General features: G+C 69.8%; 20 protein-coding genes and 1 pseudogene. 7 read left to right on the forward strand and 14 right to left on the reverse strand.

Features of this window, described 5'->3' with window-relative positions:
• Positions 1-82: 82 nt before the first annotated feature.
• Positions 83-1,075 (forward strand): porphobilinogen synthase, encoded by a 993-nt coding sequence (gene hemB / locus SSP24_RS11700; RefSeq protein WP_141309462.1) that lies wholly within the window; start codon positions 83-85, stop codon positions 1,073-1,075.
• On the opposite strand, the gene SSP24_RS11705 is transcribed toward hemB, so the two are convergent.
• The 5 genes from SSP24_RS11705 to SSP24_RS11725 all read right to left on the reverse strand — a co-directional run bounded on the left by SSP24_RS11705 (position 1,035) and on the right by SSP24_RS11725 (position 7,774).
• Complete coding sequence (locus tag SSP24_RS11705) at positions 1,035-3,029, reverse strand: hypothetical protein (RefSeq protein WP_141309691.1); 1,995 nt, start codon at positions 3,027-3,029, stop codon at positions 1,035-1,037. The genes hemB and SSP24_RS11705 overlap by 41 nt on opposite strands.
• Positions 3,030-3,057: 28 nt before the next feature.
• Positions 3,058-3,936, reverse strand: coding sequence for a carbohydrate ABC transporter permease (locus SSP24_RS11710; RefSeq protein ID WP_141309463.1), 879 nt, complete (start codon positions 3,934-3,936; stop codon positions 3,058-3,060).
• 19 nt (positions 3,937-3,955) lie between these two features.
• Positions 3,956-4,933, reverse strand: a complete 978-nt coding sequence (locus SSP24_RS11715; protein WP_141309464.1) for a carbohydrate ABC transporter permease — start codon at positions 4,931-4,933, stop codon at positions 3,956-3,958.
• Between the two features lie 123 nt (positions 4,934-5,056).
• Complete coding sequence (locus SSP24_RS11720) at positions 5,057-6,388, reverse strand: ABC transporter substrate-binding protein (protein ID WP_141309465.1); 1,332 nt, start codon at positions 6,386-6,388, stop codon at positions 5,057-5,059.
• Between the two features lie 219 nt (positions 6,389-6,607).
• On the reverse strand, positions 6,608-7,774 hold the full coding sequence (locus SSP24_RS11725; RefSeq protein WP_141309466.1) for an ROK family protein: 1,167 nt from the start codon (positions 7,772-7,774) through the stop codon (positions 6,608-6,610).
• Positions 7,775-8,671: 897 nt separating this feature from the next.
• Between SSP24_RS11725 and SSP24_RS11730 the strand changes: the two are divergent.
• Together SSP24_RS11730 and SSP24_RS11735 are read left to right on the forward strand one after the other, a co-directional pair.
• A pseudogene (locus SSP24_RS11730) lies at positions 8,672-9,244 on the forward strand (BadF/BadG/BcrA/BcrD ATPase family protein); the annotation flags it as partial.
• Between the two features lie 195 nt (positions 9,245-9,439).
• On the forward strand, positions 9,440-14,011 hold the full coding sequence (locus SSP24_RS11735; protein ID WP_141309467.1) for a glycoside hydrolase family 38 N-terminal domain-containing protein: 4,572 nt from the start codon (positions 9,440-9,442) through the stop codon (positions 14,009-14,011).
• A gap of 41 nt (positions 14,012-14,052) precedes the next feature.
• Here SSP24_RS11735 and SSP24_RS11740 read toward each other — a convergent pair whose 3' ends face one another.
• The 5 genes from SSP24_RS11740 to SSP24_RS11760 all read right to left on the reverse strand — a co-directional run bounded on the left by SSP24_RS11740 (position 14,053) and on the right by SSP24_RS11760 (position 17,646).
• On the reverse strand, positions 14,053-15,528 hold the full coding sequence (locus SSP24_RS11740) for a glutamate-cysteine ligase family protein (protein ID WP_141309468.1): 1,476 nt from the start codon (positions 15,526-15,528) through the stop codon (positions 14,053-14,055).
• A gap of 62 nt (positions 15,529-15,590) precedes the next feature.
• On the reverse strand, positions 15,591-15,845 hold the full coding sequence (locus tag SSP24_RS11745; protein WP_141309469.1) for an EF-hand domain-containing protein: 255 nt from the start codon (positions 15,843-15,845) through the stop codon (positions 15,591-15,593).
• A 41-nt stretch (positions 15,846-15,886) separates the two neighbouring features.
• The gene (locus tag SSP24_RS11750) at positions 15,887-16,630 is read right to left on the reverse strand and encodes a DUF4253 domain-containing protein (RefSeq protein ID WP_141309470.1); all 744 of its coding nucleotides are present in this window, start codon (positions 16,628-16,630) and stop codon (positions 15,887-15,889) included.
• Positions 16,631-16,633: 3 nt separating this feature from the next.
• The gene (locus tag SSP24_RS11755; RefSeq protein WP_141309471.1) at positions 16,634-16,822 is read right to left on the reverse strand and encodes a DUF397 domain-containing protein; all 189 of its coding nucleotides are present in this window, start codon (positions 16,820-16,822) and stop codon (positions 16,634-16,636) included.
• On the reverse strand, positions 16,819-17,646 hold the full coding sequence (locus tag SSP24_RS11760) for a helix-turn-helix domain-containing protein (RefSeq protein WP_141309472.1): 828 nt from the start codon (positions 17,644-17,646) through the stop codon (positions 16,819-16,821). The genes SSP24_RS11755 and SSP24_RS11760 overlap by 4 nt, the downstream gene beginning before the upstream one ends.
• A gap of 113 nt (positions 17,647-17,759) precedes the next feature.
• On the opposite strand from SSP24_RS11760, the gene SSP24_RS11765 reads away from it, so the two are divergent.
• On the forward strand, positions 17,760-18,173 hold the full coding sequence (locus tag SSP24_RS11765; RefSeq protein WP_141309473.1) for an ATP-binding protein: 414 nt from the start codon (positions 17,760-17,762) through the stop codon (positions 18,171-18,173).
• A gap of 3 nt (positions 18,174-18,176) precedes the next feature.
• Here the strand turns inward: SSP24_RS11765 and argS are convergent, their stop codons facing one another.
• Entirely contained in the window at positions 18,177-19,940 is a 1,764-nt protein-coding gene (gene argS, locus SSP24_RS11770; RefSeq protein ID WP_141309474.1) for an arginine--tRNA ligase, read from the reverse strand.
• A 136-nt stretch (positions 19,941-20,076) separates the two neighbouring features.
• Here argS and lysS point away from each other — a divergent pair, with 136 nt between their 5' ends.
• From lysS to SSP24_RS11785, 3 genes are all read left to right on the forward strand, one after another.
• Positions 20,077-21,822: a lysine--tRNA ligase gene (gene lysS, locus SSP24_RS11775; protein WP_141309475.1), complete on the forward strand. Its 1,746-nt coding sequence runs from the start codon at positions 20,077-20,079 to the stop codon at positions 21,820-21,822.
• A gap of 154 nt (positions 21,823-21,976) precedes the next feature.
• Entirely contained in the window at positions 21,977-22,225 is a 249-nt protein-coding gene (locus tag SSP24_RS11780; protein WP_141309476.1) for a hypothetical protein, read from the forward strand.
• 95 nt (positions 22,226-22,320) lie between these two features.
• Positions 22,321-22,671, forward strand: coding sequence for a hypothetical protein (locus SSP24_RS11785; RefSeq protein ID WP_141309477.1), 351 nt, complete (start codon positions 22,321-22,323; stop codon positions 22,669-22,671).
• Between the two features lie 22 nt (positions 22,672-22,693).
• On the opposite strand, the gene SSP24_RS11790 is transcribed toward SSP24_RS11785, so the two are convergent.
• The 3 genes from SSP24_RS11790 to SSP24_RS11800 all read right to left on the reverse strand — a co-directional run bounded on the left by SSP24_RS11790 (position 22,694) and on the right by SSP24_RS11800 (position 25,885).
• Positions 22,694-23,923, reverse strand: a complete 1,230-nt coding sequence (locus SSP24_RS11790; protein WP_141309478.1) for a DUF2637 domain-containing protein — start codon at positions 23,921-23,923, stop codon at positions 22,694-22,696.
• 167 nt (positions 23,924-24,090) lie between these two features.
• On the reverse strand, positions 24,091-24,918 hold the full coding sequence (locus SSP24_RS11795) for a DUF3558 family protein (protein WP_141309479.1): 828 nt from the start codon (positions 24,916-24,918) through the stop codon (positions 24,091-24,093).
• A gap of 109 nt (positions 24,919-25,027) precedes the next feature.
• Positions 25,028-25,885 (reverse strand): DUF3558 domain-containing protein, encoded by an 858-nt coding sequence (locus SSP24_RS11800; protein ID WP_141309480.1) that lies wholly within the window; start codon positions 25,883-25,885, stop codon positions 25,028-25,030.
• Positions 25,886-26,011 lie beyond the last annotated feature (126 nt).

Consider the following 26,011-nt stretch of genomic DNA (forward strand, 5'->3'; position numbering starts at 1 on the left):
CCCGCCGTGGGCGAGTGCGGCTTCACGCTCGGCCGACGCCGTGTTGGTAAATGGGCGGTGGGGGCGGGCGTAGCTTAGGAGTATGTCGAAGTACGGTTCCTTTCCCGGTTCGCGTCCTCGTCGGCTGCGTACCACGCCTGTGATGCGGCGTATGGTTGCCGAGACCCGGTTGCATCCCGCCGACTTCATCCTTCCCGCGTTTGTGCGGGAGGGGGTGCGTGAACCGGTGCCGATTGCTGCCATGCCGGGCGTTGTGCAGCACACGCGGGACAGTTTGAAGAAGGCCGCTGCTGAGGCTGTGGCCGCCGGGGTTTCCGGGATCATGTTGTTCGGGGTGCCGGAGGAGTCCAAGAAGGATGCGGTGGGGACTCCTGGGACCGATCCGGACGGGATTCTTCAGGTCGCGATTCGGGATGTGCGGGCCGAGGTCGGGGACGACCTGCTCGTCATGTCTGATGTGTGTCTCGACGAGACCACCGATCACGGGCACTGTGGGGTGCTTGACGCTGACGGGCGCGTGGACAATGACGCGACCCTGGAGCGGTACGCCGAGATGGCTCAGGTGCAGGCCGATGCCGGGGCCCATGTGGTCGGGCCCAGCGGGATGATGGACGGGCAGGTCGGGGTCATCCGCGACGCCCTTGATCAGATCGGGCGGGAGGATGTGGCCATCCTCGCCTATACCGTGAAGTACGCGTCTGCTTTCTACGGGCCTTTTCGGGAGGCCGTTGCCTCGTCGTTGCGGGGGGACCGGAAGACGTATCAGCAGGATCCCGCCAACGTGCGGGATTCGATGCGCGAGTTGGCCCTGGATTTGGAGGAAGGGGCCGACATGGTGATGGTGAAGCCTGCCGGGCCCTATTTGGATGTCCTCGCTCGGGTTGCGGATGTGGCGGATGTACCGGTGGCTGCCTATCAGATCTCTGGTGAGTACTCGATGATCGAGGCCGCTGCCGAGAAGGGCTGGATCGATCGGGATCGGGCGATTCTCGAGGCGCTTACCGGGATCAAGCGGGCCGGGGCGCAGAACATTCTTACTTACTGGGCCACCGAGGTGGCCCAGAAGCTGCGCTGAGTCGTCCACCGGGCACCCGCAGCTCCAGCACCGGCTCGCCCGTGGCATCCCCCTCGGGTGAGCCGATCAGCGCGGAGAACGCCTCGGTCGTGACGAGCAGGCCGGTGTCGGTGCGCTCGAAGACCGGCGCGAACGGCTCGTCGGCGTGGGCGGGCCCGTAGCGGACCGCGAAGACGGTCAGCCCGCCCGGGGCGCCCGGCAAAGGGTCCGCCTCGAGCGCCGTGGTCGCGACCGTGTGGCGCCAGCCGGCATCCGGGTTGCCGTAGCCGCGCGGGTCGGCGGCCAGCCGGAAGGCCGCCTGCTCCTGGGTGAGACCGATGGTGTCGGGGGAGTTGAAGTAGGCGGAGGAGTCCGTGCCCGGCCAGTCGGGCGTGGTGACCGCGATCCCGGCGGCGCCGGTGACGGCCAGACCGCCCGCGTGGAGCGCGCCGTCGGTGGCGAGCCGCCCCGCCCGCTCGGACAGGTCCAGACCCGCCACCTCCAGCAGCTTCGCCAGCCGCCCATCGGTCTCCGTCGCGTACGGCAGACCGGCCAGCAGGAACGGCTCGCCCTCCGCCGGGTCCAGGTCCAGGGCCACCGTCAGCCACAGCGACGTCCCGTCGGTCACGTACAGCGACTGGGTGTGGACGAGGACCTGCGCGGCGCTGACCACCGGCTTGGTGACCAGCTTCGCCATGAGCCCGGGGGCGGCTGCGTCGCGTACCCGCACCTCGCCCATCGGCCTGGTCAGCAGGAAGCTGCCCCCGTCGGCCAGCCGTACGGCCGGTCCGATGCCGTGCTGGCGGTCGGCGGCCGCGGGCAGCAGTAGCGTACCGGCGGCCTCGATCAGCGACGGCGTCAGCACGTTGTCGAAGGAGACGGAGACACGGGCGCTGCGCAGCTGATGGCGGACGGGAGAGGTACGCGGCGCCCGGTACCAGCGTGTCGTGTCCTGCGCCTGCCACACCAGCATGAAGGCGAAGTGGCCGTCCATGGCGCCGTCCGGACCGGCGGCGTGGTAGCCCCACCGGGTGTCACCGCGGTAGCGGCCGAGGTCGGCGCGGATACGGCGGCTGAAGAGCCGCAGTCCCAGGACCGCCTCGAAACCGGAGTGCTGCTCGCTGTAGCGCGGCCCGCCGATGTCGTAGCCGCAGGACGACAGCCGCGCGTCGATATAGCGGGCGATGTCGTCGCCGTCCTCGACGAACACCTGCTCGCCGCTGACCCGGTGGGCCTGGGCGAGGAACGACAGCGAGATGGGCCCGTAGTTGTTGTCGTACGCGCCCCCGTGCTCGGCGGGCAGCAGCGCGCCCCGGTCGGGCAGCCGGCGGGAGCGGATCTCCTCCGTGTACAGGCGCATGGCCGTCTCGCGGACGCACTCCGCCTCCGTGCCTGGCAGGTGGCGGGCGAGCATGAGACCGCCGACCACACAGCCGATGGCCTGGTTGGTGGCGTCCTGCGGATTGAAGAAGGTGACCTCGGTGAGCCAGCGCCAGTAGCCGCAGGCCAGTTCCGTGAGCGCGCCGGACTGCTCGTCGGACAGCAGGCCCCGGCCGATGTCCAGCAGATTCACCGCCTGGAGCAGCGCCCAGACCGTGCTGGGCCAGTCGCCGATCGGGTGCGCGCCGTCGCCGAGTACGTAACGGGCGTACGGCTCACCGGAGTCGCGCAGGCGCAGGTTCGGGTAGCCGGGGTTGTCCGTACGGAAGACACGTTCGCGCAGGTGGAAGTCCACGCTGCGGGACACGGCTTCGGGGAGCCGGTCGTCGCCCGTGCGCCGCCACGCCAGCGCCAGCAGCGAGGAGATGCCGAGCGAGGTGTCGCCGATGTCGTCCGTGCAGCCGGGGCGTTCGAGGTTGCCGTCGGGGGTGATCCGGTCCAGGGCCTCGGCGGCGACGCGTGCCAGCACGGCGTCGTACGCCTCGGGGCTGTCCGGCTGGTCGTGCAGGGAGGTGCGCTGGTGCGGGAGCAACACGGGTTCCACGGGTGTGGTCACGTGGGGCTCAGCCCTTCATTCCGGTGGTGGCGAGGCCCTCGACGAGGCGCTTTTGGAAGACGAGGAAGCAGATCAGGGTCGGTGCCAGGGCCAGCGTGGACATCGCGAACATCGCGCCGTACGACGAGCCGCTGGTCTGGTCCAGGAACAGAGTCAGGCCGAGGGGCACGGTGAACTTGTCGTTCTGCTGGAGGTAGACGAGCTGGTGGAGGAAGTCGTCGTACGTCCAGATGAAGGTGAAGATCGTGGTGGTGACCAGGGCCGGCTTCATCAGCGGCAGGATGACCTTCCAGTAGATCTGGAAAGGGTTGGCGCCGTCCACCATGGCCGCCTGGTCCAGCTCGCGCGGGATGGAGCGGATGAACTGGACCATCAGGAAGATGAAGAAGGCGTCCACCGCGAGGAACTTCGGCACGATCAGCGGCAGGAACGTGTTGATCCAGGTCAGGTTGTAGAAGATCGTGTACTGCGGGATCAGGACGGCCTGCGTGGGCAGCATCAGCGTGCCGAGCATCAGGCCGAACCAGATCTTCTTGCCGCGGAACTCGAAACGCGCGAAGGCGTAGGCGGCCAGCGAGCAGGAGATGACGTTACCGATCACCGCGCCGATCGTGACGATCAGCGAGTTGGTGATGTAGAGCGAGAAGGAGTTGCCCGAGCCGCTCCAGCCCTCGGAGTAGTTCTCCGGGCGCACTGCGTTCGGGATGAGCCCGGGGTGGGTGAAGATCTCGGTGTCGGGCTTGAGGGAGCTGCTCAGCATCCACAGCAGCGGATACAGCATGACGACGGCCACGCCGATGAGCAGGGTGTGGACGAAGATGCGGCGGGAGCCGGTGAGCGAGCGGAGCTTCTGCAGCGGCGACGCGTTCGGCGTGATGGCAGACATGGGGTGAAGGACTCCGGCTTCAGTCGTCGTAGTGGACCCAGTAGCGGCTGGCGATGAAGTTGACCGCCGTGAAGCCCGCGATGACCAGGAACAGCACCCAGGCCAGCGCCGAGGCGTACCCCATCTGAAGGTCCGTGAAGCCCTTCTTGTACAGGTAGAGGGAGTACAGCATGGTCGAGTTCAGCGGTCCGCCGGTGCCGTTGCTGACCACGAAGGCGGGGGTGAACGTCTTGAACGCGTCGATGATCTGCAGGACCACGTTGAAGAAGACGATCGGGGTCAGCAGCGGCAGGGTGATCCGGAAGAAACGCGTGACGTTGCTAGCGCCGTCGATGGCGGCCGCCTCGTACACGTCCTTCGGCAACTGCTTCAGGCCCGCGAGGAAGATGACCATCGGGGTGCCGAACTGCCAGACGGCCAGCAGGACGAGCGTGTAGAGCGCGGTGTCCGGGCTGGAGATCCAGTCCTGGCCCTTGATACCGAACCAGCCGAGGAAGTCGTTGAACAGGCCCTCGCCGCCGAAGACCTGCCGCCACACGATGGCGATGGCCACCGCCCCGCCGAGCAGCGACGGCAGGTAGAAGGCGGCCCGGTACAGGCCGATGCCCCTCAGGTCGCGGTTGAGCAGCATCGCCACGGCGAGGGCGAGCGCCAGCTTCAGCGGTACGGAGACGACGACGTACAGGAGGGTGGCGTGCACCGAGTCCCAGAAGACCGGGTCGTCGGTGAACATCTTGCCGTAGTTGTCCAGTCCGACCCACTGCGCGGGCGTCAGCAGGTCGAACTTGGTGAAGGACAGGTACAGCGAGTCCAGCATCGGGTAGATCGTCAGGCCGAACAGGCCGACGAACCAGGGGGCCAGGAAGACGTACGGCCACCACCCGCCGCCCCGCCGTCTGGCGAGGCGGCGGCGCATACGGTCGCGTTCCCGCTGGTCGGACGGGGTCGCCGCAGCCGGCGGCTCCTTCACGACCTCGTCGGTCTGCGCGGTGGTCATACTCATCTCCCTGGCCCTCAGCCCATCTTTTTGCGGTTCGCCTGCGGGGCGCCTGAAGCCGGTCGGCTCTCTCGGTGTCCGGTTGCGCGGCGCGGGTTCATCACTGTGCTTCCAGCGGAGCGCTCAGGCGCTCAGGATCCCTGGCGCCTGGTCGAAGAACTCGCCGAGCTGCGCCTTGATCGACTTCTTGCCGAAGGCGACGGCGAGGTTCGACTGGAACAGCAGGTCCCAGATCTGGTCGGCGCCCTGCGGCGGGGGCACCGGCGCGGGCAAGGCGTTCGTCGCCTTCGAGACGCGCTGGGAGATGTAGTCGGCGTTCGCCATGTTCAGCTTGTCCGTCTCGGTCAGGCCCGAGGCGATCAGGTTGCGGGCCTTCTCCGTCGGCGGGATGCCCCGGTACAGCTGCATGTCCTTGATCGCCGTCTCGTCCTGGGCGAAGAAGTCCATGATCTTCACCGAGTCGGCCACCTTCTTGCTGGCCTTGGTGGCGCTCAGCAGCACACCGCCGTTGACGAAGTTGCCCTCGCGGGCGCCGGACCAGTCGCCCTGCGGGGTCGGCAGGAAGTCCAGCTGCGCGTCGGTGATGGAGCCGCCCGCGCCGTAGACACCGGAGTCGAAGGTGAACAGGGCCTTGCCGATGACGACCGCGTTCTTGGTGAGGTCGTTGTGCGCGGCGGAGGTGATCGCCGGCGGCGGCGATGCGTGCGTCTTGCGCATCTCGGCCCAGTACTCCCACCACTCCTGGAGCGTGTCGGGGGTGAAGCCGAGCTTCTTGCCGTCGTCGGAGAAGAAGGTCTCGCCCTTCTCACGGGCGAAGATCTCGAAGCACTGGAGGGTGGAGCCGCCGCCGTCGTCGACGCCGTAGATCTTGCCGCTGCTCTTCTTGTAGACCTGCTGGGCGATCTTCTTCAGATCGGCCCAGGTCCACTCGCGGTCCGGCAGCTTCAGGCCCAGCTTCTCCAGGCCGCTGCGGTTGACGGTGAGCTGGTTGACGCCGATGCCGGACGGGACGCCGTACAGCTTGCCGTCGACGGTGCCGGCGGCGAGGAGCGTCTTGGAAAAGCCGGTGAGGTCGAGGCTCTTGCCGACGTACGTGTCGAGCGGGGCGAGGACGCCCTTGCGGGCGTACTGGGCGACGAGCGCGGTGTCCATCTGGAGCAGGTCGGGGGCGCTGCCGCCGGCGACGTTGGTGTTGAACTTGTCGAAGTACCCCTCGTAGCCGGAGTAGGTCTCCCGGATCTTGATCTTCGGGTTCTTCTCCTGGAAGTACTTCAGCGCCTTCTTATAGGCGTTGTGGCGGTCGTCGCTGCCCCACCAGGTCATGGTCAGGTCGCTGCTGGTGCTGCCGGCGCCGGTTCCGCCGCTGCAGGCGCTGAGCGAGCTGCCGAGCGCACCGGCGACGGCGAGGCCGCTCGCGGTGCGGAAGAGGGTTCTGCGCGAGATCTGGTGACCCACCGGGTCCTCCCTGGATGTGCGTGACGGATCCCCCGGCCGGTCGCGCGGCTCGGGTCGTTCTGTGGAGGGCTCTTTCCGGCATGCGACCTCGCCCGGTCGCGCCGCCCTGGCGGGTGAGGATTCCTCGGCCGTCATCCCGACCGTGACCGTACGAGCACGCCCTCGTACGCCGCTCCGCCGTAGGGCGGAGCCCCTCGCCCTGAGTCGGGTCCCGCCGACTTAGAAAGCGCTTGTCCGGACATTGGCAGACCTTCGGTTACCCGTCAATGCTTCGCCCGCGTGCCTTCCGGTCACGATTTGAATTCCATGGGCGACCGCGAGCCGGCTCGCGCCCGCCACGGTGCCGCTGTCGCCGAGGGTGCTGCTCACCACCTCGGTGGGCCAGCTCAGCCGTGCCAGTTCGGCCCGTACACCGGGCAGGAGCTGCGGGTCCGCGCCGGTGGCGCCGCCCAGCACGATCAGTCCCGGGTCCAGCACGGCGGCCACGGCGGTGGCGAGCCGGCCCACGTCGGCCGCATGGCGGCCGACCACCGTGCGGGCCGTGGCATGGCCCTCCTCGGCGAGGGCGAAGAGCCGCTCGACGGTTCGGGGGCGCGGGCCGTCGGCGTCCTGCCAGGCCTCACGGGCCCGACGCAACAGGGAGCGCGCGCCGATGTACTCCTCCAGGGCCTCGTGGCGCGGTTCGCGGCCCTCGTCCCATGGATAGGGCAGCCGGGCCACCTCTCCCGCGGCGCCGTTCGCTCCGCGCAGCACCTTGCCGCCGATGACGACGCCGAGGCCGATGCCCACGCCGATCCGCAGATAGCCGAAGGTGTGGCGGCCGCGGGCGGCGCCCTCGTGCAGCTCGGCGAGCGCGGCGCAGTTGACGTTGTTCTCGAGGTGGACGGGAACACCCGGCGGCAGCGCGACGGACATGGCGTCGAAAGCGGGGCCGGCCTTGGCAGTTGCGGGGCGCATACCGGTGCCCTCCGGGTCCTGCGTGGTGACGTCGCCCACGGCGACGACGATCGCGCGCAGTGGGCCCCCGGCGGGCAGCGAGTCGAGGGCCTCGCGTACGGCGTCGGCGGCATCCGCCCGGGAGCCGGTGGCCTGGGCGAGGAGGGTGCCGTCCAGGGCGCAGCCCCGAACCCGGGTGTGCGTGGGGCCGAGATCGATGGCGAGCACGGCGCCGGCAGCCGGCCCGAGACCGTAGACGGCGGCGGACCGGCCGGTGCCACCGGAGGCGGTTCCGGAGCAGGCGGCGAGCTGGGCGGCCTCTAGCTCGGCCATGGCGGAGGAGACGGTCGGCTTGGACAGGCCCGCACCGGCCGCCAGCTGGGGACGGGTTGCGGTGCCCGCCCCGGCCAGCACGGCGAATACCGCGCGGGCACTCTCACTCAGGTGCATGTTCTCCCTCAGGTCGTGCCGCAGCGTCTGGTCGCAAGGCGTCTGGTCGCGAGGCGTCTGGTCGCAAGGTCGCAGGGCATCGGGATTCCGTGCCTCTTGACGCGCACCCTACTTGGTTAGTTAACTTCCTAACGAACTCGCGCGGTACTCGCCTGCCGCGCTCATTCAGAAGCCCGTCCCGGGGCTTCCCGACCGCTCGACCGCTGCTCGCCCGGCGACGCCCACGCTCCTGATCCGCGGGGCCCGTCGCGAGGCAACGGCTCTCGCGCGCCCCGGCACGGTTCGCCCGCCGTTCGCTACGCATGGGATCACCGCGCAACGACGAAAGAGGATCCGTGCAGGAATCCGCGTCCATGGCCGTCGGTATCGACGTGGACGGCACCAAGACCCATCTCCGCGCCTGCTCGGGTACGGACGTCGTCGTCGACACCGTCCGTCCGAGCAGTGGCTGGCGGCCGCACGATCCCGGTGAGGCCGCGCAGTGGCTCGCTGGGCTCGTCCGGGAGGCCCTGCCCGCGAGGGCCAGGCCCGCATCCGTCGCCGTCGGGGCGCACGGCTGCGAATCCCCGCGCCAGGGCGCCCTCCTCGACGAGGCGCTCGGTGCCCATCTCGATGTGCCCCGGCGCATCGTCAACGACGCCGAACTCCTCGTCCCCGCCCTAGGGCCTGTCCGGCGGATCATGCCGGCGTCGCGTGGCCTGGTACGCCCTCCCCCAGAGGGGGTACCCCCAGCGGCGTTGTCGTCGGTTGCCGACTCCCCCACGCTCGAATCCGCTCGCGCGGGGGCACCCCCATCGCGTCGCCGCCCTCCTCCGCCTTGCAGCCGGACGCACCAGGCCCCGCTCACCCGCGCTGATGAGGTGCCGTTCCTTGCAGCCGGCCTGATCCGCCGGACAGGCCCTAGGCCTCAGGCAGGGCGTCGGTCTGGTGGCCGGCACCGGCTCCGTCGCGATCGGGCACCTCGCCGACGGGACGCAGATCCGTGTCGGGGGCTGGGGCGCCGTCCTCGGTGACGAGGGCAGCGCCGCCGGAGTCGTACGCGAGGCGGCACGTGCCGTCTGCACCGCGCACGACCGGGCGATCCTCCCGATCCGCTCACCCGCGGGCTGCTCGCCGCCCTCGGGATCGTCGAAGTCCCGGCGCTCGGCGGGGTGCTGGATGCCGCGGCCGACGTGTCAGCGGAGTGGGGTCGGCACGCCGATGCCGTCTTCGGCGCCGCCGCAGCCGGGTCCGACCTCGCCCGCGACGTGATCGCCGCGGGAGGACGGGCCCTGTCCGCGCTCGTGACGCGACTCGCCGACCGCGGCGCCGTCGTGGACGACGTCGTCGTGGCCGGCGGGGTCGTCCTCAACCAGGCCGCCCTCTACAGCGCGCTCGACGACGCGCTCGACAGGGACCTCCCCGGCACCCGACTGCACCCGCAGCGGGCCCGTCGAGGGTGCCGTCGAACTGGCCCGCGCTCTGCTGTAGACCGCTGCCCGGACGTACCGCCACTGGAGGTGGCCCTGATGGACGTACCAGCCGCAGGGCGTACCGCCCGGGACGCCCGACCGGTGCCCAACCGCTTGTGACCAGCCCATACAGCCACCGCCTCTACAGTCGCCGCCCACCCGCCGCCGCCCAACCAGCCACCTCCCGTACAGCCACCGAAAGGCCCACGCCAGCATGCGGATCCGCGACGTCCGGTCCACCGACCTCTTCGTCGGTACGCAGCAGTCCCCCCGCCAGGTCGTACGTGTGACCCTGCAGGGCGGGACCGGCCGCGTACGGGTCCGGGTCGAAGGGCCGACGGTCAGCACGCCGGAACCGGCGCTGATCGCCGCACCCGGGCCGGGACGGGAGGCCGTCGCCGAGGTCGGGGTCGTCTTCTCGGATCCGGCCCCCGCCGGATCGCTGCACCGGGTCACCGCGATCGCCGAGACCGCCGAGGACTCCGAAGCCGCCCGCCTCACCGCCGTCGGCTCCAGCGCCTCGTGGCCCACCGCCGTCGACTCCGGAGCCGCCCGCACCACCACGGAGGACGCCGGCGCCCACCGCTGCACCGCCGAGGCGACCGTCACGGCCGAGGACACCGGCTGGACCATGTGGATGGTCTCCCACTTCCACTACGACCCGGTCTGGTGGAACACCCAGGCAGGCTTCACCGAAGTCCGCCACGAACTCCCCGATCTGCCCTGGGTGGACCGGCTCCGCCCGCCCCATGTGCGCAGCGCCTTCGACCTCGTACGTGCCCACCTCGACTCGGCCCGGCACGACGACGACTACCGCTTCGTGCTCGCGGAGATCGACTATCTCAAGCCGCACTGGGACGCCTTCCCACGCGACCGGGCCGACCTGCGCCGCTTCCTGCGCGACGACCGGATCGAACTGGTCGGCGGCAGCTACAACGAGCCCAACACCAACCTCACCCACCCCGAGTCGACGATCCGCAACACCGTCTACGGCATCGGCTACCAGCGGGACGTACTCGGCGGTGATCCGCGTTCCGGGTGGCTGCTCGACGTGTTCGGTCACGACCCGGCGCACCCCGGGATCATGGCCGACGCCGGACTCGACTCCAGCGCCTGGGCGCGCGGCCCCTTCCACAACTCCGGGCCCATCGGGCATACCGGGGACATCGCGCGGATGCAGTTCCCCAGCGAGTTCGAGTGGATCGCGCCCAGCGGTCGCGGCGTCCTCACCCACTACATGGGCGCGCACTACACCGCCGGCTGGGCCATCCACCGGACCGACTCGCTCGAGGCCGCGATGGTGGCCGCGTATGACCAGTACGCGCAGCTGAAGAAGGTAGCCGCCACGCGCAATGTGATGCTGCCGGTGGGCCACGACCACAACGTGCCGTCGCGCTGGTGCACCGAGATCCACCGGGAGTGGGCCAAGCGCTATGTCTGGCCACGCTTCACGATGGGCCTGCCGCGGGACTTCTTCGCGGCCGTGCGGCGTGAGGCGGAGTCCCCGTCCCGCTCGCGTACGACGAGCGTGATCACGCCGCAGACCCGTGACATGAACCCGGTCTTCACCGGCAAGGACGTCTCGTACATCGACACGAAGCAGGCGCAGCGGGCCGCCGAGACGGCCGTACTCGACGGGGAACGGCTCGCCGCCCTCGCAAGCCTCTTCGGCGAGCGCTTCCCCAGCGAGGCACTCGACAAGGCGTGGCGCCTCCTCGCCTATGGTGCGCACCACGACGCCGTCACGGGCACCGAGTCCGACCAGGTCTATCTCGATCTCGCCGACAACTGGCGTGAGGCGTACGAACTCGGCGACAGGGTGCGGACGGACGCGCTGGGGCAGCTCGCCGCCCGCACCGACACCCGCGGCAGCGCGCATACGCCGGGGCGGCCCCTGCTGGTCGCGAACACCCTCTCCTGGGAACGGGACGGCCTCGTCACCGTGGACGGTGCGGCAGGCGCAGAGGTCCGGGACGAGGCCGGGCGGCCTCTGCCCTCGGTCACCGAAGGCTCCGCTCTTTCCTTCCTCGCCCGGGGCGTACCCTCGCTCGGCCACCGCGTCTACCAGCTCGTCGAACCCGGGGCGTCCACCGAACCCGAGGCGTCCACCGAGCCCGGACAGGACACCGAGTCCGGACCGGGCACCGCACCCCGACCGGACACCGAACCTCAACCGGCTACCACCGGCTGGGCCCTCGTCCCGGACGCCACCACCATCGAGAACGAGATCTTCCGGATCGAGGCCGACCCCGACCGCGGCGGTGCGCTGAGCCGCATCTCCGATCTGCGCACCGGCCGCGAACTCCTCCGCCCGGGCGGCCTCGGCGGCGAACTGACCCTGCAGGACGAGTACACGACCCACCCCGTCTGGGGCGAGGGCCCCTGGCATCTGCTCCCCAAGGGGCCCGGCACGGGCACCGGCGCCCGACCCGCCACCTCCGCACGCGTCGAGCGCTCCGCCGTCGGCGCGCGGATCACCACCGAAGTGCGCCTGGACACCCTGCGGTTCACACAGACGGCCACCCTCCTCCACGGCAGCTCCCGCATCGACTTCCGCACCCGCGTGGACGGCTCCATCGGTGAGGACAGGCTGCTGCGGGTCCGCTTCGACCTCGACCTGCCCGGCACCCTGCCGGTCTCCGAGGTCGGATTCGCCGCGATCGGGCGGCCTTTCGGCTTCCCGGAGACCGACACCGCCGAGCACCTGTGGACGCTGGACAACCCCGCACACACCTGGGCCGGGCTCTCCACGACCGCCCGCATCGCCCTGCATCCGGCCGACTCGGCCGACTCCGCCACCGGTGACGGCAGCGGGCGCAGCACGCTGTCGCACGCCATCGGCGTCGCCGAAGTGATCGCCCCCGAAGACCATGATGTACGCCCCCTCCTCGCCGCTCTCGTCGCCCAGGGCGTGACCGCAACCTGCACACGCCCGGACGGCCCGCGCCACGGCTCTCTCGACGCGGACTCCAATCTCCCCGACATCAGAGTGGCACCCGGCACTGACAACGCCTTCGCCGAACGCGTCCTGGCCGCCACCGGAGCGGACGAAGCCGCCTACCGGGCGGCCCTCGCCACTCACGGCCGCGTCTTCGTGCCCGCAGCCCGTACCCGCCGCGAAGCCTGGGTCCCCGGCGCCGACCTGCGCGGCCCGCGCGATCTCCCGGTACTGATCGTCAGCGACACCGACGCCCTCACCGCCGACCTCTCCGACGCGGTGATCGACGTCCACGTACCCGACGGCCTGCCCACCACGGCCGAACCCGCCGACGACTATTCCGCCGCCCTGGTCAATCACGGCACCCCCGGTTCCGTCGCCACCACCGACGGCACCCTCTACCTCTCCCTCATGCGTTCCTGCACCGACTGGCCCAGCGGCGTCTGGCTCGACGGCCCGCGCCGCACCGCCCCCGACGGCAGCAGCTTCGCCCTCCAGCACTGGACGCACGACTTCCACTACAGCCTCGTCGCCGGACCGGGCGGCTGGCGCCAGGCAGGCTTCGTACGCGCCGGACGCGAGGCGAACCATCCCCTGCTCGCCCTGCCCACCACTCCCTCCGACGGCGAACTCCCGCCCCGCGCCTCCCTCCTGACCGTCGAACCGGCGAACGTCGTGCTCTCGGCGCTCAAGCCGCGCGGCAACCCCATGGCCTCCGGCCTCCCCGGCGACACCGACCCCGCCACCGACGGCCTGGTCATGCGCCTGTACGAGTCGGAGGGCCGGCCGGTGACCGCGCGGGTCCGCCTGCACGGCGGACACGGCGGACACGGCGGGTTCACGGCCGGTGAGGCCACGGACCTGCTGGAACAGCGCACGGTACGACCACTGACCGCCGACGAGGACGGTTCGCTGAGCATCGGCCTGGCGGCGGCGGACGTCGCGACGATCGCGGCCCGCCCCGACCTGTCCGGCCGCTCGGGCCTGTCCGCCTCCGACCCGGCCCCGTCCCGGTCGGACCGGCCCACATCGGAACCCGATGGCGGCGGCCCGGCCCGCGAACCCGTCCAGCCCGTCTTCACCCGCTACTGGCTGCACAACACAGGCCCGGCCCCCCTCGGTCATCTCCCGGTCAGCCTCCGCCTGGAGCGCACCGAACGGCTCGGCGAGGGCGCTGAGGCGGGGAAGGCCGGCGAGCCCGCGGGATGCAGCACGAAGAGCGAGGCGTCTTCAGCGGGAGTCACGGAAACCATACGCATCACCGTCGCGACCTCCGTCCTCCCGGCCAGGGGCACCATCTCCCTGTGCGTCCCGGCGGGCCTCACCGTGGCAGCGCACGCGCCACTCCGGTACGACCTGGCTCCGGGCGAGTTCGCGGAGTTCGACATCACCGTGCGGCCGGAGAAGGGTGCGGCACCGGGCACGTACTTCGTGGCGGCCCGCATCCTCGACGGCATCGGCCAGATCCTGGAGGACGCGCTGCCCGTCGCCGTCGGGGGAGGCCCAGAGGTCGCTCCCTTCGGCATCGACCTCTCCCACCCCGCGCCCGATCGCCTCGTCCTGCGCCTGACCGGCCACGCGCTGAGCGAAGTCCGCGGTGAGGCCCGCATCATCAGCCCGTACGGCACGTGGGGCGCCCCCGGCGACGCCGTCGCGATCACGCCCCGGATCCAGGGATTCACCGTGTCCCCGAGAGCCGTGACGGAACTCCACTACGCCGTGACGCACCGACCCGGCGACACGAGCGACAGCGGCGAGAGCGGCGGCGACTGGTGGGCGCTGGCCAAGGTCTCCGCCTTCGGCACCGTCCAGTACTCGGCCACCGTGCCCGTGACGGCATCTCCCTGACGGCCGCGGCGCTGCGCTTGCTGTACGTCTCGGCCTGGCTGTCAGTCGATCGGCCAGGTGTGGGCCGGGGCGTTGAGGTGCATGTAGTCGATGTACTGCTGCGTCATGCGGCGTAGGGCCTCGTGGCGGCCCGCGGAGGATGCGGTTGCGTGGTGGAACATCTCCTTTTGCCAGACCGCTCCGTTGCGGGCCGTGACGCAGCGCTGTTCGATGATGCCGAGCAGGGGTTCGCGCCAGGCCTCGTCCATGCCGGAGTGTTCCAGGCCCCGGTGGGCGAGGGGGAGTAGGCGCCGCAGGACGAGTTCGGGGGCCGGGACCTCGCCCATGCCGGGCCAGTACAGGAGCGCGTCCATGCCTTGGCGGGCCGCCGTGTGCAGGTTGTCCTCGGCGGCCGCGAAGGACATCCGGGACCACACCGGGCGTTCCTCCTCCACCAGGGCGCGGGTGAGGCCGTAGTAGAAGGCGCCGTTGGCGAGGGTGTCGGCGACGGTCGGGCCGGCGGGCAGTACGCGGTTCTCCACCCGGACGTGCGGTTTGTCGTGGGCGATGGCGTAGACCGGGCGGTTCCAGCGGTAGATCGTGCCGTTGTGCAGGGTCAGCTCGCCGAGTTCCGGGATGTCGCCCTGCTCCAGCGTCTCCAGGGGGTCCTGCTCGTCGCACAGGGGGAGGAGAGCCGGGAAGTAGCGGAGGTTCTCCTCGAAAAGGTCGAAGACGCTGTTGATCCAGCGTTCCCCGAACCAGACCCGGGGCCGCACGCCCTGCACCTTGATCTCCTGCGGGCGGGTGTCGGTTGCCTGTTCGAAGAGGGGAATGCGCGTCTCGTGCCACAGTTCCTTGCCGAAGAGGAAGGGTGAGTTCGCGGCCAGTGCGACCTGGATGCCGGCGATCGCCTGCGCCGCGTTCCAGTAGCCGGGGAACTCCTCCGGGGAGACCTGGAGGTGGAACTGCGTGCTGGTGCACGCGGCTTCCGGGGTGATCGTGTCGGCGTAGGTGCGCAGCCGGTCGACGCCGTCCACCTCGATGTGGAGGTCCTCGCCCCGGGCCGCGAAGACCTGGTCGTTGAGCAGCCGGTAGCGCGGGTTCTCGGACAGTGCGCACTCGCCGACGTCCTGCTGTCGGAGAGTGGGGAGGATGCCGATCATGATCAGGTGCGCGCCGACCGACCTGGCGCGTTCGTCGGCGTGGTTGAGAGCGGCGCGGACCTCGGACTCCCAGGAGTCGGGGCCGCCCTCGGTCAGCCGGCGGGGCGGGACGTTGATCTCCAGGTTGAACCGGCCCAGCTCCGTCGACCACGCCGGGTCCGCGATCGCCTCCAGTACGTCGCTGTTGCGCATCGCCGGCTCGGCGTGATCGTCGACCAGGTTCAGCTCGATCTCCAGCCCCACCTGCGGCCGCCCGGATTCGAAGCGCGCCTCGCGCAGCATCAGCGCGAACGCGTCGAGGCACCTCTGCACCTTGATCCGGTACCGGCGGCGGTCCTCCCGGGTGAAGACCACCTCCGGGACATCGCGTCCCATCGGGCCTCCCGAGCTGGCTCGGACTGCTCCTGACTCCAGCCTCGCACCAGGTGGGCGAGATGTCAGCGCCAGCCGAAACGGCGGTCCACCACCGCCGAGAACTCCTCCAGGGTCAGTACGGCGTCCCCGTTCTGGTCGGCCGCGTCGAACAGCGCGGAGGAGGCGTCGGCGTCTCCCACGCCCCAGAACGGCAGCAGCCCCGAGGCGGCGAGCGTCGGGCCCTTCGTCCGCAGGGCGATGATCACCTCTTCGCGGGTCAGGATCCCGTTCTTGTCGAGGTCGAGCGCCTCGAACAGCTTCCGCGCCTTGTCGCTCATAGTGTCGTCCTCATTCCTGGCAGGCCGTGCGGGCCGGTGGCTCAGTCCCACCAGAAGGACCAGATTTCCAGGTCCATCAGTTGCTCGGCGTAGGCGTTGAGGGATGGGGTGCTGCTCTGGTTGATGTTGTCCGGGCAGAACGCGTAGTGCTCGACCGCCACCGCCTGCGCTTCGGCGGGGGTGGTGGGCGGTGCGGCGACCGAGAGGATCAGCTGGTCGAAGGTGAGGGCGACGACGCGTACGCCGAAGCGGTCCTCCCAGGAGCGTAGTACCGCGCACAGGCGCGCCACGTCGTCCTCGTGGTTCACGGGGCCCGACCAGCCGATCGCCGCCGGGATGTCCGCGCTGCGGCGGGCGGGGACGAGGGCGAGGCGCGGTTCCTTGAGCCAGGTTCCGTCCGTGAGGAGGTGGTCGGCTATGTCCGTGGCCAGGGCGTCGGGGTCGGGGGAGTCGGACTCTGGCTGGGGTTCGGGTGCCAGGCCCGGCCAGTCGTCGTCCTCTGTGTCCTCCCAGTACTCGGCCAGTACCTCTTCGGCGTCGTGATCTCCGGGGTACGAGGTCTCGTCGGGCATCAGTTCCCAGGCCTCGGGGCCGCCCTGGCTGCCGCCGACGTCGATGAGCAGGGGGAGCAGGCCCGCGGTGCGGCGGGCCGGTTGCAGGGTGGCCCAGTCGCCGGGGGTTGCGGGTACGTCGGCGTGCCAGAGGAGGGTGTCGATCAGTTTCCCGGGAGGGAGGTCGAGACCGAGGGTGGCGAGCTTCGGGAGGGGGTTGGGGAGGGTGGCCATCGTTCAGCGGGCGGCGAACTTTGTGAACGCGGTCCAGGTGGCGGGGGCGACGTGGAGGGTGGGGCTGTCGTCTGCCGGGTTCTTGGAGTCGCGGATGTGGATGGTGTGGGGGCAGAACGCGACTTCCAGGCATTCGCCGCCTTCGCTGCCGCTGTAGGTCGACTTGAACCACTGAAGTGCGTCGGCGCTCATTGCTCTCCTAGCAGGCGATCCAGCAGGCCCAAGGAGTCTTGTGTGGTCAGGGCCTGGGTTCGCAGCATCGCATACTTGCGCGACAGGATGGACACCTCATCCGGGTCAGATACCCATTGGCTTCCGCGTTGGGATTCTGTGTACGCGAGGTGCTGGTGGTCCGGGGTCTCCAGGAGTACGAAGGGTCCGTCGAGGCTGGCATGGCACGGGCTGGGCAGTGGCAGGAACTGCACGGAGATTCCTGGGAGTTCGGCGCAAGCGCGCAGGTGGCGAAGCTGGTCGGCGCGGATCTTGGGTCCACCGACGGCCAGGCGGAGCACCGGCTCCCAGATGACGAAACTGACGGTCGGCGGGACCTTGCGGCGCAGGATGTCCTGGCGGCCGATTCGAGCCGCCGTCTTGGTCTCGATCTCGTCCTCGGCGTACGCGGGGACGCGTTCGCGGAGTACGGCACGGGCGTACGCCTCCGTCTGAAGCAGGCCGGGCAGGACCTGATTGGCGTACAGGGACAGCGCAATGGCCTCCTGCTCATGCTGGATATACAGCTCCGCCCACATCGGGAACTGGTCGATCTCCGGGAGGTTGGCGACGCCAGCCTCCAACAGGCCCTTCAGATCCAGCACTTGGTCCAGGTGGACGGCGAGGTCCGGGGTGAGTCGGCGTCTGCCCTGTTCGATCGAGGCGATGGTCTCCTCGTCGACGTTGGCGATCTCGGCCAGTGAGCGCTGGGTGAAACCAGCCGCGCGGCGGCCGGCGCTGAGCTGCGCGCCGAGCATCTTCATGGCCGTCAGGTTCTTCTTCCGCGGCGGCTTCTTGGCGTTCATGACGGTTCAACTCCCCACGCGTGTCCGTGCGCGACCCCGTGTGAAGCCGTACAAAGAATCCGTACGGTCTCACCCACTGATCAACGCTAGTGACTCTGCGCGACATTCGTCTCGTGAATGTCGAAGTTGAACTCCCCTACCAGCGCGACCAGTTCTACGCCCGCCACCGCCGGTCCGTGCCCGCCGCCCGGCACTTCACGTGGTGGTCCCTCAAATACTGGGGGCTCGGAGAGTGGGAGCGGGCCGAGGACGTGTCCGTGTGTGTCAGCGAGCTGGCCACCAACGCCCTGCTGCACGGCGTACCGCCGGGGCGGGGCTTCCTGCTGCGCGTGCGGTACGACGGGGACGTACTGCGGGTGGAGGTGCACGACAGCGGGTCCGGCGTGCCACGCGTCGCGGACGAGGCCGACGAGGGTGGGCGGGGGCTGCTGCTCGTCGCCGCGCTCAGTGACAAGTGGGGCGTGGGGGAGCGCGAACTCGGCAAGGTGGTGTGGTGCGAGTTCGCGCTCCCCGCCGGAGGTGCCTGATATTCAGAGACGTTCGGGGGTCCTGATGCCCAACAGGGCCATGCCCTGGTGGAGCGTTCGGGCCGTCACGTCGCAGAGGAACAGGCGGTTCTCGATGTGTGCCGGGGTTTCGGCCTTCAGGACCGGGCACTTGTCGTAGAACGACGTGTACAGGGACGCCAGCTGGTACAGGTACGCCGCCAGCTTGTGCGGGGCGTACTCCGTTGCCGCCTCCGCGACCGTCTCCGCGAACGCGTCCACGTGCAGGCCCAATGCGCGTTCCGCCTCGTGCAGGTCCAGCTCCGGGTGGGCCTGCGGGCGGGACTCGCCGGCCTTGCGGAGGATGGACTGGATACGGGCGTACGCGTACTGGAGGTAGACCGAGGTGTCGCCGTTCAGCGAGACCATCTGGTCCAGGTCGAACTTGTAGTCGCGGTTCGCCGAGGTGGACAGGTCGGCGTACTTCACCGCGCCGATGCCCACCTGGGCGCCGCGCTCGGCGATCTCCTCCTCGGAGAGGTCCTGGGCCTTCTCCCGTACGACGGCGGAGGCGCGGTCGATCGCCTCGTCGAGGAGGTCGACCAGCCGGACCGTCTCGCCCTCACGCGTCTTGAACGGCTTGCCGTCCTTGCCGAGGACCGTGCCGAAGGCCAGCTGGTACGCCTTCACGTCGTCGTTCAGCCAGCCCGCCCTGCGGGCCGTCTCGAAGACCATCTTGAAGTGGAGGGACTGGCGGGCGTCCACGACGTAGATCAGGCTGTTCGCCTTCAGGTTGAAGACGCGGTCGCGGATCGCGGACAGGTCCGTCGCCGCGTAGCCGTAGCCGCCGTCCGACTTCTGCACGATCAGCGGGACCGGCTTGCCGTCCGGGCCCTTGATGTCGTCGAAGAAGACGCACAGCGCGCCCTCCGAGCGGACGGCCACTCCTGATTCCTCCAGGAGGCGGCAGGTCTCGGCGAGCATGTCGTTGTAGCCGGACTCGCCGACGATGTCGGGGTCGCGGACCTCCATGTCCAGCTTCTCGAAGACCGAGAAGAAGTAGATCTTCGACTCGTCGACGAACTTCTGCCACATGGCGAGCGTGTGCGGGTCGCCGGCCTGGAGGTCGACGACCCGGCGGCGCGCCCTGGTCTTGAACTCCTCGTCGGAGTCGAACAGCTTGCGGGCGGCCTTGTAGAGGCGGTCGAGGTTCGACATCGCCTCCTCGCCGGTGACCTGGGCGGCCTTGTGGTCCAGCTCGTGCGGGTGCTCGTCGAGGTACTGGATGAGCATGCCGAACTGGGTGCCCCAGTCGCCGATGTGGTGCCGGCGGACGACGTTCTCGCCGGTGAACTCCAGGAGCTGGACGACCGAGTCGCCGATCACCGCGGAGCGGAGGTGGCCGACGTGCATCTCCTTGGCCACGTTCGGCTGGGCGTAGTCGATGACCGTCGTGCCCGGGTGCTCCGCGTACGGGACGCCGAGGCGGGCGTCGGGGTCAGTGGCGCGGGCGGCGAGGTTCTCGTTGATCGCCTGGTCGGTGACCGTGATGTTGAGGAAGCCGGGGCCGGAGACCTCGATGTCCTTGATCACGTCGCCGGTGACGACCTGGGAGACGACCTGGGCCGCCAGTTCCCTCGGGTTCGCCTTCGCCTTCTTCGCGAGGGCCAGGATCCCGTTGGCCTGGAAGTCGGCCCTGTCGCTACGTCGCAGCAGCGGGTCCGAGTCGGCGGCCTCCGGCAGGGCAGCCGAGAGGGCGGACGCGAGGCGCTGATGGACGGAAGCGGTGAGGGACGTGACCGAGGCCATAGGAATGGGTGCCGTTCTCCTCGTGGGGATGGATAGACACGGCCAGTATCCCATGGGGGGTAAAGCGGTTTTCCCGGGCGCGATGCGGTCTGGGAGAATGGAGAACCTTCACCACAGCTCTCAGGAAAAAGAGGACGTGCCGATCGTGGCTCTGAGCACCGAGACCACCGACTGGGTCTCCCGTTTCGCGGACGAGGTCATCGAGGAGTCGGAGCGTCGGGCCCCGGGCAAACCCGTCGTCGTCGCGTCCGGGCTCTCGCCGTCCGGTCCCATTCACCTGGGCAACCTCCGGGAGGTCATGACCCCGCACCTCGTCGCCGACGAGATCCGGCGGCGGGGTTATGAGGTGCGGCATCTGATCTCGTGGGACGACTACGACCGGTACCGGAAGGTGCCCGCCGGTGTCGCCGGGGTCGACGCGTCCTGGAGCGAGCACATCGGCAAGCCGCTGACCTCCGTGCCGGCGCCCGCCGGGTCGTCGTACCCGAACTGGGCCGAGCACTTCAAGGCGGCCATGATCGAGTCGCTGGGTGAGCTGGGCGTCGAGTTCGACGGGATCAGCCAGACCGCGCAGTACACCTCCGGGGTGTACCGCGAGCAGATCCTGCACGCGATGCGGCACCGGGGGGAGATCGACGCCGTGCTCGCGCAGTATCGGACCAAGCCGAAGGCGCAGGGCAAGAAGCCGCAGCAGAAGGCCGTCGACGAGGCGGAGATCGAGGCCGTGGAGGGGTCGGGGGCGGCGAGTGAGGACGACGGCAGTTCCGGTGCCGCCGGGTACTTCCCGTACAAGCCGTACTGCGGCAACTGCGAGAAGGACCTCACCACCGTCACCTCCTACGACGACAACACCACCGAGCTGACGTACGCCTGCACGGCCTGCGGTTTCTCCGAGACCGTCCGGCTGAACGAGTTCAACCGCGGCAAGCTGGTCTGGAAGGTCGACTGGCCGATGCGGTGGGCGTACGAGGGTGTGATCTTCGAGCCGAGCGGTGTCGATCACTCGTCGCCGGGGTCGAGCTTCCAGGTGGGCGGGCAGATCGTCGGGATCTTCGGCGGCAAGCAGCCGATCGGGCCGATGTACGCGTTCGTGGGGATCTCCGGGATGGCGAAGATGTCGTCGTCGCGGGGCGGGGTGCCCACCCCGGCCGACGCGCTGAAGATCATGGAGCCGCAGCTGCTGCGCTGGCTGTACGCCCGGCGCAGGCCCAACCAGTCGTTCAAGATCGCCTTCGATCAGGAGATCCAGCGGCTGTACGACGAGTGGGACAAGCTCGACGCCAAGGTGGCCGACGGTTCCGCGCTGCCGGCGGACGTGGCCGCGCACTCGCGTGCGGTGCGCACGGCCGCCGGTGAGCTGCCGAGGACGCCGCGGCCGATGCCGTACCGGACGCTCGCGTCCGTCGCCGACATCACCGCCGGGCACGAGGACCAGGCGCTGCGGATCCTCAGCGAGCTGGACCCCGACAAGCCGCTCGGCTCGCTGGACGAGGTGCGGCCCCGGTACGGCAGGGCCGAGGCGTGGATCAACACGCACGTGCCCGCCGACCAGCGGACCATCGTGCGTGAGGAGCCCGACGTCGAGCTGCTGAAGTCGCTCGACGAGGCGTCCCAGCGGTCGATCCGGCTGCTGCTCGACGGGCTGGCGGACCACTGGTCGCTGGACGGCCTGACCCACCTCGTGTACGGCGTGCCCAAGGTCCAGGCGGGCTTCCCCGCCGACGCCACGCCGAAGGAACTCCCGCCGGAGATCAAGACGGCCCAGCGGTCGTTCTTCGCCCTGCTGTACCACCTGCTGGTGGGCCGGGACACCGGGCCGCGACTGCCTACGCTGCTGCTGGCGGTGGGGCAGGAGCGGGTGCGGGCGCTGCTCGGGGAGTAAGCCGCTTCTCCACGGTGATGGGGGCGCCTGGTGTTCGCCGGGCGCCCCCCTCTGCTCACTCGTTCACTCGGTCGGGTCGTGGGGATCGCGGCTCGGCGGGGCGGCCCTTAGCGTCGGCCACGGAAATGACCGTTCCGTCGCGAAGGAGCCCCCCATGGCGGACAACAGGACCAAGAACGAGTTCACGTTCGTCGTCACCGGCGTTGAGCTGACCGAGGAACAGCAGGAGCGGGTGAGTCGGGCCATCGCACAGGCGGGTGCGCTGGCGCTGGGTGACCTTGCGCCGGCCGACGCGACGCCGGTGCGGCTGTCCGGGAAGATCTGGTGGACCGGGCAGCCCAAGCCCAACCTGATGCGGGAGCTCCAGGAATACGCCGCCGCAGAGGCCGGGTACCAGCGGTGACCTCGGGGACCGCCGGCCGGGAGGAGGGAGCATCCGGGCAGCCACGGGCCTGCCCCAGCGCCCCCTGCGCCACAGGAGCCTCGCTGCTCGGGGTCATGACCGGCGCCGGTCGACTGGCGTATCTGCCCGTCCCGGTGGTGGTCGACCAGTCCTTCGCCGACCGGCTGGAGGCGGCGGGGCGTCCGGAGAGCCGGTACCGGTTCACGGGTGCCTGTGTCGAAGGCGGGTGCCCGCAGTGGACGGGCACCGACTGTGCAGTCATCGACCACGTCCTGGACGAGTCGGATGTCACCGACCCCGCCGACGGGACACTTCCGAGCTGTGGCATCCGACGCGACTGCCGGTGGTTCGTGCAGCGCGGGGCGGCCGCGTGTGCCGTCTGTCCGACCCTCGTGGCGGACACGGGCGGAACGGTTACCTACCGGTCGGCACACGGTCTGGACTGAACCGGGCGCCTTCCAGGGGCCGTTACGCGATGTGGTCTTCTTCCAGTTCCGTGTAGTGGCGGTTTGTGAAGTCGTTGACCAGGCGCTTGGCTTCCGTGCCGTCGAGGCGGATGCCGAACTCCGCCTCGATGTTGTCGATGAGCTGGTTCGGGGTCGGGTAGCTGCCGTTGATCGACTGCTTGAAGACCTGGTAGAACGACTCGTCGTCCGGCTCCGGGGGCGGTGTGCCGCCGCCTTCGCCCAGTTCACGGGTGCGGCCGGGGCCCACCGGGATGGGGAACGTGCCGGTGTCCTCCGGGGAGGGGTCGGGGATCGGCGGGGGTTCCTCGTAGTGCTGCTGGTACTGCTCCGCCTGGCGCTGCTCCTCGTACCACTCGGCGTACGCGGCCTCGGGGTCGTAGTTGGGGTCGTAGCCGCCGTGGTACTCGATGGTCTGGGGGTCGCGGGCGTGGAGCCAGGGGTTCTGGTGCTCCGTCTGGTCGAGTTGTACGGAGTCCTGGTTGCTGTGGCGTTGGGGGCGCTGCTCGCTGGGAGGTGCCGTTGCTGACTCCAAGGCGTGCTGCGGCGGCGCCGGGGGTATCAGCGTCGGTTCTATGCCCGCCGCTGCCAGGCCCGATGGGGCCGTGTCCGCGAGGGGGACGCCGTACTTGGCCAGGCGGAGTGGCATCAGGGCCTCCACCGGGGCCTTGCGGCGCCAGGCGCGGCCGTAGCGGGAGCGGAGGCGGGCCTGGTAGACGAGGCGTTCCTGTTCCAGCTTGATGACCTGGTCGTAGGAGCGCAGCTCCCAGAGCTTCATGCGGCGCCAGAGGAGGAAGGTGGGGATGGGGGAGAGCAGCCAGCGGGTGAGGCGGACGCCCTCCATGTGTTTGTCGGCCGTGATGTCCGCGATGCGGCCGATCGCGTGCCGGGCCGCCTCCACCGAGACCACGAACAGAATCGGGATCACACCGTGCATGCCCACGCCCAGCGGGTCCGGCCACGCCGCCGCGCCGTTGAAGGCGATCGTCGCCGCCGTCAGCAGCCAGGCCGTCTGACGCAGCAGCGGGAAGGGAATCCGGATCCAGGTGAGGAGCAGGTCCAGGGCGAGCAGGACGCAGATGCCCGCGTCGATGCCGATCGGGAAGACGTAACTGAAGTCCCCGAAGCCCTTCTTGAGGGCGAGTTCGCGTACGGCTGCGTACGAGCCCGCGAAGCCGATGCCCGCGATGATCACGGCACCGAAGACGACCACGCCGATGAGAACGCGGTGCATCCGTGTCAGCTGAAGTGGCGCGGCCACCCGTATTCCCCTCCCACTGCGTGTTGTTGCGCGCCCAACAGGGTGGCACATGCGTACGGGGGGCGGGTGGCCGGATCGTGTACGTCAGCTCTTCCGTGACACTTCCGGTGGCTGCCGGTGATCCGCCGGGGGGATCGGGGTCAGCTGTTCTTCGCGGGTGTTTCGGATGAAGTGGCGGACTTGGAGGGTGAGTTGGTGCCACCAGGGGTTGCCGAGGCGTCCGTCTCGTTCGCCTTCGTGACCGCGGTCACCGCCTCCTTGGCCGCCTTCTTCGCCGCCTTCATCAGGTCGTCGGCGTCCGGCGTCTCGTCGCCTGCCAGGCCCGCGCCGTTGTAGTCGAGGGTGACGACGACGTTCTCGACGCGCGCCACGATCGTCTGCTGCTTGAAGGCGCCTTCCTTCTTCTTCAGGTCGTAACGCACCGCCGTCGCCTGGTCGCCGGTGCCGGTGACCTGCTCGGCCTTGGTGTTCTTGGCACCCTCGGCCGACTGGACGTCGGTGACCTGCTTCTCGTAGTACTCCTGCGCCCGCTGCTCGCCCGCGCCGCGCGTGACGTCGGACTCGAAGCGCAGCAGGGAGACATTCAGCCAGCGGAACTGGGAGCCGTCGACGCCGTTGTTGTCGAGGCTGTCCCAGGAACAGCCGGCCCGGGTCGACACATCGTCCGAGTTCGCTTCCTTGCCCGACTTGCCCGCCTCCGGGACCAGTTCCTCCAGCGTCTTCGTCGACAGCACCTTGCACGGCTCGGGCAGTTTCGCGTACGCCGCCGCCTGCACGGTGGGCGAGGGGCTCGCGGAGGCGCCCGCCGGGCTCTCGGACGCCTGCTTGGCATCGGCGTCGGAGCCGGAGTCCGAGGAGCAGCCTGCGGCGATCAGCATCACGGGGACGGCCGCCGCGCCGACAAGGACGCGGGTGAGGCGGCTGGCTCGCTGATGGCGCTGTTCGGCTCGCTGTGCTCGTCGCTGCATGGTTCCTTCACTCGTGACACTCGGGTAACGGGTCCGAGAGGTCACGGTACGCGGTGAGGGAAGTGTGCGGACTCGGTTCGGCCGCTTTGCGCGGGGGCGCGAAGAGGCGCTACTCCGCGAGCGAATCGGCCAGCTGCGCGGCCAGTTTCCGGGCCCTGTCCTGCATTTCCTTGCTGTCCGGTACGACTCCGACGGTCGCCGGTTGCTCCTCGTACTCGATGGTCACGATGACGTTGGACGTGCGGAACGCCACAGTCACCGTGCGCTGCTTGGCCGTCGAACCGGAGCTGCTCAGCTCGTCGTCGAGGAAGGCCTCGTCGGCGAGGTCGTCCAGGACGCGGGGTTGGAGGGCGGTGGGGGTGGCGCTGGAGGTGGGGCCAGTGGGGCTCGATGTGCCGCTCGGGGTGCCCGAGGGGGCGCCCTGGGGGGTGGTGGTGGCGGAGGGGGTGGCCGTCCCGCTCGGGGACTCGGTCCCGTCGTCGGTCGCGGTTTCGGTGATCGTCTCCGTCGGTGTCGGCTCCGGGAGGTCCGCCGCCTCCTGCTTGCCCGCGAACAGCTCCTGCGCCTGGTCGTCGTCGCTGACCGTGTTGTCGTACGACACCACGCGCTCGAAGTCTACGAACAGGTGGTCCGTGGCGGAGCTGGACTCGACCTTCCAGCGGCAGCCGACCTTGCGGTCGTTGTCGTAGGTGAGCGTGGGCTTGCCCTGGTAGGCCTGCTCGCGCTGTTCCTCGTCGGCGATCTGCTGGAGGCCGGGCAGGAGGGAGTCGAGGGTGTCCTCGCCGACCGCGCCGCAGGGTTCGGGGAGGTTGCGGTAGCGGCCGGGTTCGGCCGCCGCCGTCGCCGTACCTGCGTTGTCGGAGTTGGCGCTGTCCGTGGTGTCGCCGCCGTCGGAGCCGCTGGTGCAGCCGGCCAGCAGGGCCGCGAGGAGCGCGGCGACGCCGGTTACGTACGCCTTCCGCTGCACGGTCAGGCTCCTCTCGCTGGTTAATCGCTTGATGTTCCGGGGCTCGCCCTGGAGACAATGTGTATCGCACGCACTGCCGTGAACGCCGGTCCGTTGTCCGTAACGTCGACCTTGCGCCGGTTTTGC

Source organism: Streptomyces spinoverrucosus (genome assembly GCF_006539505.1).
Lineage (GTDB): Bacteria > Actinomycetota > Actinomycetes > Streptomycetales > Streptomycetaceae > Streptomyces > Streptomyces spinoverrucosus.